Annotated in this window: 5 protein-coding genes; 4 read left to right on the top strand and 1 reads right to left on the bottom strand. The window is 43.8% G+C overall.

Annotated elements, in window-relative coordinates; all coding sequences use genetic code 11:
* Positions 1-333 precede the first annotated feature (333 nt).
* Positions 334-759 carry an NUDIX domain-containing protein gene (locus ACESMA_RS12835; protein ID WP_372949234.1) on the bottom strand — a complete coding sequence of 142 codons (426 nt, stop codon included), beginning with the start codon at positions 757-759 and terminating at the stop codon, positions 334-336.
* 201 nt (positions 760-960) lie between these two features.
* Between ACESMA_RS12835 and ACESMA_RS12830 the strand changes: the two genes are divergently transcribed.
* The 4 genes from ACESMA_RS12830 to ACESMA_RS12815 all read left to right on the top strand — a co-directional run bounded on the left by ACESMA_RS12830 (position 961) and on the right by ACESMA_RS12815 (position 6,317).
* A complete protein-coding gene (locus ACESMA_RS12830; protein WP_372949233.1) occupies positions 961-2,535 on the top strand; it encodes a peptide chain release factor 3 in 1,575 nt (524 codons plus the stop codon).
* A 26-nt stretch (positions 2,536-2,561) separates the two neighbouring features.
* Positions 2,562-3,140, top strand: coding sequence for a DUF2179 domain-containing protein (locus tag ACESMA_RS12825; protein ID WP_372949232.1), 579 nt, complete (start codon positions 2,562-2,564; stop codon positions 3,138-3,140).
* 102 nt (positions 3,141-3,242) lie between these two features.
* Entirely contained in the window at positions 3,243-3,977 is a 735-nt protein-coding gene (locus tag ACESMA_RS12820; RefSeq protein WP_372949231.1) for a DUF1080 domain-containing protein, read from the top strand.
* Positions 3,978-4,082: 105 nt separating this feature from the next.
* A complete protein-coding gene (locus ACESMA_RS12815; protein WP_372949230.1) occupies positions 4,083-6,317 on the top strand; it encodes a GH92 family glycosyl hydrolase in 2,235 nt (744 codons plus the stop codon).
* Positions 6,318-6,352: the final 35 nt, after the last annotated feature.

The raw sequence follows: 6,352 nt of genomic DNA, 5'->3' as shown, positions 1-6,352 counted from the left end.
TAAGATGAGCCAATATGTAAAATAGTTGCGTGGAGAAATATGTTTTTTGTCATGTCTTTTTCAGGCGTTCAAAAGGTTGGTGTGATTTTCCTTGTTGCGTACATTCTGTTTTTTTTTAACCTTCAAGGTTTCCAATACCTTGAAGGTTTGCTCATAAACAGCTATCTTTTCACCGCCCGTTTTCCGGTTTAAATGGTTTGTAAACTTTTGTTTTTATTTTCGGGCGCAATGTATAAACTTCTTTTTTTACACAAAAGAGTAGAATTACGCATAGGATTTTAGGTAGTTTTACTTAAATTATATTCCGGGAAAAAAACTTTCAAATTATAAATTTCAGCTTCGGCTTGAAAAAAACTCCTCCAAAATCTCTCTATGGTCGAAAGCCATTTCGGGCAGGTCGCTGATTGAAAACCATTTTGCATGGGCGGCATCGTCGCCCCCACTTACATTTACTTTTTCGGACAGTTGGGTGGAAAATACCACGGAAATGGTTCGGTGGCGCGGGTCGCGGTCAATGGCATCGAAGGTTTTAAACTGGATCATTTGCTCCACCTGAAGGCCGGTTTCTTCCTCCAATTCGCGTTTGCAGGCGGTTTCCAGCAGTTCGTCCATATTTACAAAACCGCCGGGCAGCGCCCATTTTCCTTTAAACGGTTCAATGCCACGCTGAATAAGTAAAACCGAAAAAGTGCTGGTTTCTTTTACGAAAACCAAAGCATCTACCGTTAACGCCGGCCGCGGATATTTATAATTGTACATAACAAATCACAAAAAATCAATTACCAAATAACAAATAAATTTCAAACCTTTCAAACTTATCAAACTTTTCAAACATTCAAACATTCAAACATTCAAACTTTTAAACTCGCCTTAAAATTAGAAAAATGAAACTTTAATCGCTAATCTTTCAACTCCCAACTTCTTTGCTAATTTTGCACCCGCAAAAACAACAGGAAACAAATGACATTTCAGAAAGAGATAAACCGCCGCCGGACATTTGGAATTGTGAGCCACCCCGATGCCGGGAAAACCACGCTCACCGAAAAGCTGCTGCTGTTTGGGGGCGCCATTCACGTGGCAGGCGCGGTTAAAAGCAACAAAATAAAAAAAGGGGCTACTTCCGACTTTATGGAAATTGAACGCCAGCGCGGGATTTCGGTGGCCACATCGGTTATGGGGTTCGAATACAACGGCTACAAGGTGAATATTCTGGACACCCCCGGCCACCAGGATTTCCAGGAAGACACCTTCCGCACACTTACGGCGGTTGACAGCGTAATTATTGTAATTGATGCAGCCAAAGGAGTGGAGCCCCAAACAGAAAAACTGATGAACGTTTGCCGGATGCGAAACACGCCGGTGATTGTATTCATCAACAAAATGGACCGCCCCGCACAGGATTCCTTTTCACTGCTCGACGAAATTGAAAACCAGTTAAAAATTAAAGTGTGCCCGTTAAGCTGGCCTATTAACAGCGGTCCGGAATTTAAAGGAGTTTACAATATTTTCAACCGCAGTCTGAAACTTTTCGATCCGAACATTCAGGGAATTGAGGAAGGAATTGATTTTGAGGATGTTTCCAACCCTGAATTGGAAATTCACATTCGTGATGATGCTCAAACCCTGCGCGATGAATTGGAACTGGTGGAAGGAGTTTACCCTGAATTCAACCGTGATGAGTACCTGACAGGAAACCTGGCGCCGGTGTTTTTCGGTAGTGCTTTATACAATTTTGGTGTGCAGGAACTGCTTCATGCTTTTCTGGAGATTGCACCATCGCCTCAGCCGTCAAACGCAGAGGAAAGGAAAATTCTTCCCAACGAAAATAATTTCACCGGTTTTGTGTTTAAAATCCACGCTAACATCGATCCCAACCACCGTAGCCGGATTGCCTTTGTAAAAATCTGTTCAGGTAAGTTTATCCGAAACAACATGTATAAACACATTCGAACCGGAAAAACCATGCGTATTTCAAGCCCTACAGCGTTTATGGCCGAGCAAAAGGAAATTATTGAGGAAGCTTTTCCGGGAGATATTATCGGCGTTCCCGACAACGGAAGTTTCATTATTGGCGATACAGTTACAGATGGTGAAGAAATTCATTTCAAAGGACTGCCAAGTTTTTCACCTGAATTGTTCCGTTACATTGAAAACGCCGATCCCATGAAATCGAAACAACTGAACAAGGGCATCGACCACCTCACTGATGAAGGTGTGGCACAATTGTTTACCAGCCAGTTTAACGGACGAAAAATTGTTGGAACAGTTGGCCAGCTTCAGTTTGAAGTTATACAGTTCAGGCTGGAGCACGAATACAACGCCAAATGCCGCTTCGAGCCGCTTCAAATGTACAAGGCCTGCTGGATTGAATCGGACAACCCAAAAATGCTCGGGGAATTCAAAAAACGAAAACACCAGAAAATGGCTAAAGACAAACTGGGCCGCGATGTTTTTATGGCTGATTCGCAGTTTATTCTGCAGATGGCACAGGATGAATTCAAAGACATCCGCTTCCACTTTACATCGGAATTTTAATGTATTTTTATTGAAAATTTGATGAGATGATGCTTGCAGAGAACTTTTTCGACACCAGCTTTTTTACCTACTTCCTGTTACCCTTTTTAATATTTATTGCGCGAATACTCGACGTAACTATTGGCACCATTCGTATTGTAATGGTCGCAAAAGGACAAAAATTATGGGCGCCGCTTTTAGGCTTTTTTGAGGTTTTTATCTGGCTTGTTGCTATATCCAAAATATTTGAAAACCTGGACAACTGGACGTGCTATTTTGCTTATGCGGCAGGGTTTGCCACAGGGAACTACATCGGATTAATTATTGAAGAGCGCCTGGCCATGGGCATTGTAAAAATTCAGATTATCACCCGCAGAAATGCCACCGAACTGATTCAGAATCTTAAAAATGCAGGGTATGGAATCACCCACCACGAGGCCAAAGGTAGTACTGAAAATGTAAGCATCATTTACAGCATTATTAAACGGAATGAAATTCAAAAAGTGGAAAATACGGTGAAGGAAACTAATCCGAAAGCTTTTTATTCCATAGAGGATGTGAAATCAGTAAGTCATGGTGTATTTCCCGTGAAAACAATTACCCGAAGATGGCGTAAAGGCAAATAATAATGCAGTTATTCTAAATTTTTTGCATATAACAGAAATTATTAATAATGAATTACAATAAACCATATATTAACGGCTTAATAAAGCATTAAAATTTAAAAAATGATGAAGAAAAATTTTTTACTGGCTGTTTTAGCCACTGCACTGTTAACCCTACCTGCTTTTGCACAAAAAACGAATAAACTCACTAAAGAAGAAAAAAAGGCAGGTTGGGAACTGCTTTTCAACGGTAAAAACTTCGATGGCTGGCGCCAGTGCAACGGCGATGCCATGCCGGCCAACTGGACCATTGAAGACAATGCCATGAAAGTGCTCATTGGAGAAGGAAAAAATCCGGGTCAGGGAGCCGGTGGTGACATTCTTTTTGGCGAAAAGAAATTCAAGGATTTCGAACTTTCCATCGACTGGAAAGCCAGTGAAATGGCCAACTCCGGAATTTTCTACTATGTGAAGGAAGTTCCCGGAAAACCTATTTACTATGCTGCGCCCGAGATTCAGGTGCTTGACAACGAAAATGCCACCGATAATAAAATCGACAGTCACCTGGCCGGCTCGCTTTACGACATGCTGCCCGCCGACCCGAAAACCGTCAATCCGGCCGGCAAATGGAACACTTGTGTGATTAAAGTAAAAGACGGTAAAGCATCTGTAAGTATGAATGGTACCGAAGTGGTAACTTACACTCATTGGACTCCTGAATGGGACAAGTTGGTGCAAAACAGCAAGTTTAAAAGTTTCCCCGGATTTACCGAAGGAATTGCCAGAGAAGGTTACATTGGTTTGCAGGACCACGGTTATCCGGTTTGGTTCAGGAACATTAAAATCCGCGAGCTGTAGCAGGTTTTACCAAAAGACAATTGAAATTTTGTTACAGGATGTCCGTTTTTTATTCAGAAAATAATGAATAATTTAACGGACATCCGCTTTATAAAACAACAAAAAATGAAAGTATTTCAAACAGTTTTCTTCATTACAACAGTTCTTTTTGCTTTATCGTGCAGACAGCAGGATAAAACAACTCAGGAAACGGATTACACCCAATTTGTGGATCCGTATATTGGCAGCGATTACCACGGACATGTTTTTGTGGGAGCCAGTGTGCCGTTTGGAGCCGTTCAACTTGGCCCGAACAACGAAACCCAGGGCTGGGACTGGTGTTCGGGCTACCACTATTCCGATTCCATTCTGATTGGTTTTGCGCACACGCATCTAAGTGGAACAGGAATCGGCGATTTGGGCGACATCATTTTTATGCCGGTTTCAGATGCTTACAATCCTGAAACTGACAAAGATTCGGCCTTTAACTGGAAATCGACCTATTCGCACGACCGCGAAGGCGTTGAACCCGGTTACTATTACGTGCATGTGGAGCGTTACAACATCGATGCAGAACTTACTTCAACCGAACGTGTGGGATTTCATAAATACCAATACAACGCCGGAGAAAATTCGTTTGTAATAGTAGATTTGAAATATGGAACCGGCTGGGATATGCTTACCAACGGCCTGATTAAACAAATGGATAACAAAAGCATAAAAGGACACCGTATTTCGCGCGGCTGGGCCAACAACCAGCAGGTATTTTTTTACACTGAATTTTCCAAAGAAATTGAACGTTTTGAAATATTGGCCAAAAATGAACGGCAGGGAACAATTACCGCACTGATTGAGTTTGCAGGAGCCGGTGAACTGCTGGTCAAAACAGCCATATCGCCGGTAAGCACCGAAGGCGCCAAAGCCAATCTGGAAGCAGAAGCTCGCAATCTGGATTTTGAAGAAGCCAAAACCGCAGCAAAAGAAAAGTGGAACAACGAGCTGGCCAAAATTAAAATTGAAACGGAAAGTCCGGCCGATAAGCGCACGTTTTACACAGCGCTTTACCACACCATGATTGCCCCTTCACTGTTTAACGACGTAACCGGCGAATATCGCGGCGCTGACAGGGAAGTAAAACCCGACCCGGGTTACGAAACCTACACCACTTTTTCACTTTGGGATACTTACCGGGCGGCGCATCCGCTGTTTACGCTGGTGCAGCAGGAACGGGTGAACGATTTCATCAACTCCATGCTGGCCATTTACCAGCAACAGGGCAAACTGCCCATCTGGCATTTGCATGGCAACGAAACCAACACTATGGTGGGTTATTCCGCTGTTCCGGTAATTGCCGACGCCTACCTGAAAGGGTTCCGCGGGTTTGATGATGAACTGGCCTTTGAAGCGATGAAGGCCTCTGCCCTGCTCGATGAACGTGGCCAGGACTTTGTAAAATCACAGGGATTTATTCCGGCCGACTCACAGGTGGAATCGGTGGCACGGGCCATGGAATATGCCATCGACGACTGGGCTATTGCCGCTATGGCCACCGCTATGGGAAAAACCGAAGATGCGGAACTTTTTACCAAACGTTCGAAATATTACCAGAATTATTTTGATGAGTCCGCCGGTTTTATGCGTGGAAAAATGAGCGATGAATCGTGGCGCACACCGTTCAACCCCATTTATTCGCAACACCGCGAAGACGACTATTGTGAAGGCAATGCATGGCAATACACCTGGCTGGTTCCGCACGATGTGGAAGGATTAATCGAACTTTTCGGCAACGAAGAAGCTTTTGTTACCAAACTCGACAGCCTGTTTACTATTCCGTCCATAAAAGTGGAAGGCGCCTCGGCTGACATTACCGGACTGATTGGACAATATGCGCACGGCAATGAACCCAGCCATCACATTTCCTACATGTATTCCTGGGCCGGGCAGCAATGGAAATCGGCCGAAAAAGTGCGCGAAATCTGCACCACCATGTACACCGACCAGCCCGATGGTCTTTGCGGAAACGAAGACTGCGGCCAGATGTCGGCATGGTACGTTTTTTCATCCATCGGATTTTATCCGGTAAACCCGGCCAATGGCGCTTATGTTTTTGGCAGTCCGCTGTTCGACGAGGCAGAGATTCAGTTGCCCGAAGGAAAGACATTCAAAATAGTAGCTGAAAACAACAACAAAGAGAACATTTACATCCAATCGGCAAAACTGAATGGAGAGCCTTACAATAAAACCTTCATCACCCACAAGGATATTTTAAACGGTGGTGAGCTTGTTTTTATGATGGGAAGTGAGCCGAACCCGGAGTTTGGGAAAGCAATGGAAAACCGGCCGAAATCGGTTGTATATTAAATAAGAAAACCGGCAACATCTGAAACTGCCATCAC

This window comes from Mariniphaga sp., assembly GCF_041687215.1.
In the GTDB taxonomy this organism is placed as follows: domain Bacteria; phylum Bacteroidota; class Bacteroidia; order Bacteroidales; family Prolixibacteraceae; genus Mariniphaga.
The sequence above is the reverse complement of the archived record's forward strand: the minus strand, read 5'-3'. Positions and strand labels throughout refer to the sequence as shown.

Bases quoted from the DNA above. Each gene is read 5' to 3' on its own strand.
- ACESMA_RS12835 (WP_372949234.1), bottom strand. From the start codon at position 759: ATGTACAATTATAAATATCCGCGGCCGGCGTTAACGGTAGATGCTTTG.
- ACESMA_RS12830 (WP_372949233.1), top strand. From the start codon at position 961: ATGACATTTCAGAAAGAGATAAACCGCCGCCGGACATTTGGAATTGTG.
- ACESMA_RS12825 (WP_372949232.1), top strand. From the start codon at position 2,562: ATGATGCTTGCAGAGAACTTTTTCGACACCAGCTTTTTTACCTACTTC.
- ACESMA_RS12820 (WP_372949231.1), top strand. From the start codon at position 3,243: ATGATGAAGAAAAATTTTTTACTGGCTGTTTTAGCCACTGCACTGTTA.
- ACESMA_RS12815 (WP_372949230.1), top strand. From the start codon at position 4,083: ATGAAAGTATTTCAAACAGTTTTCTTCATTACAACAGTTCTTTTTGCT.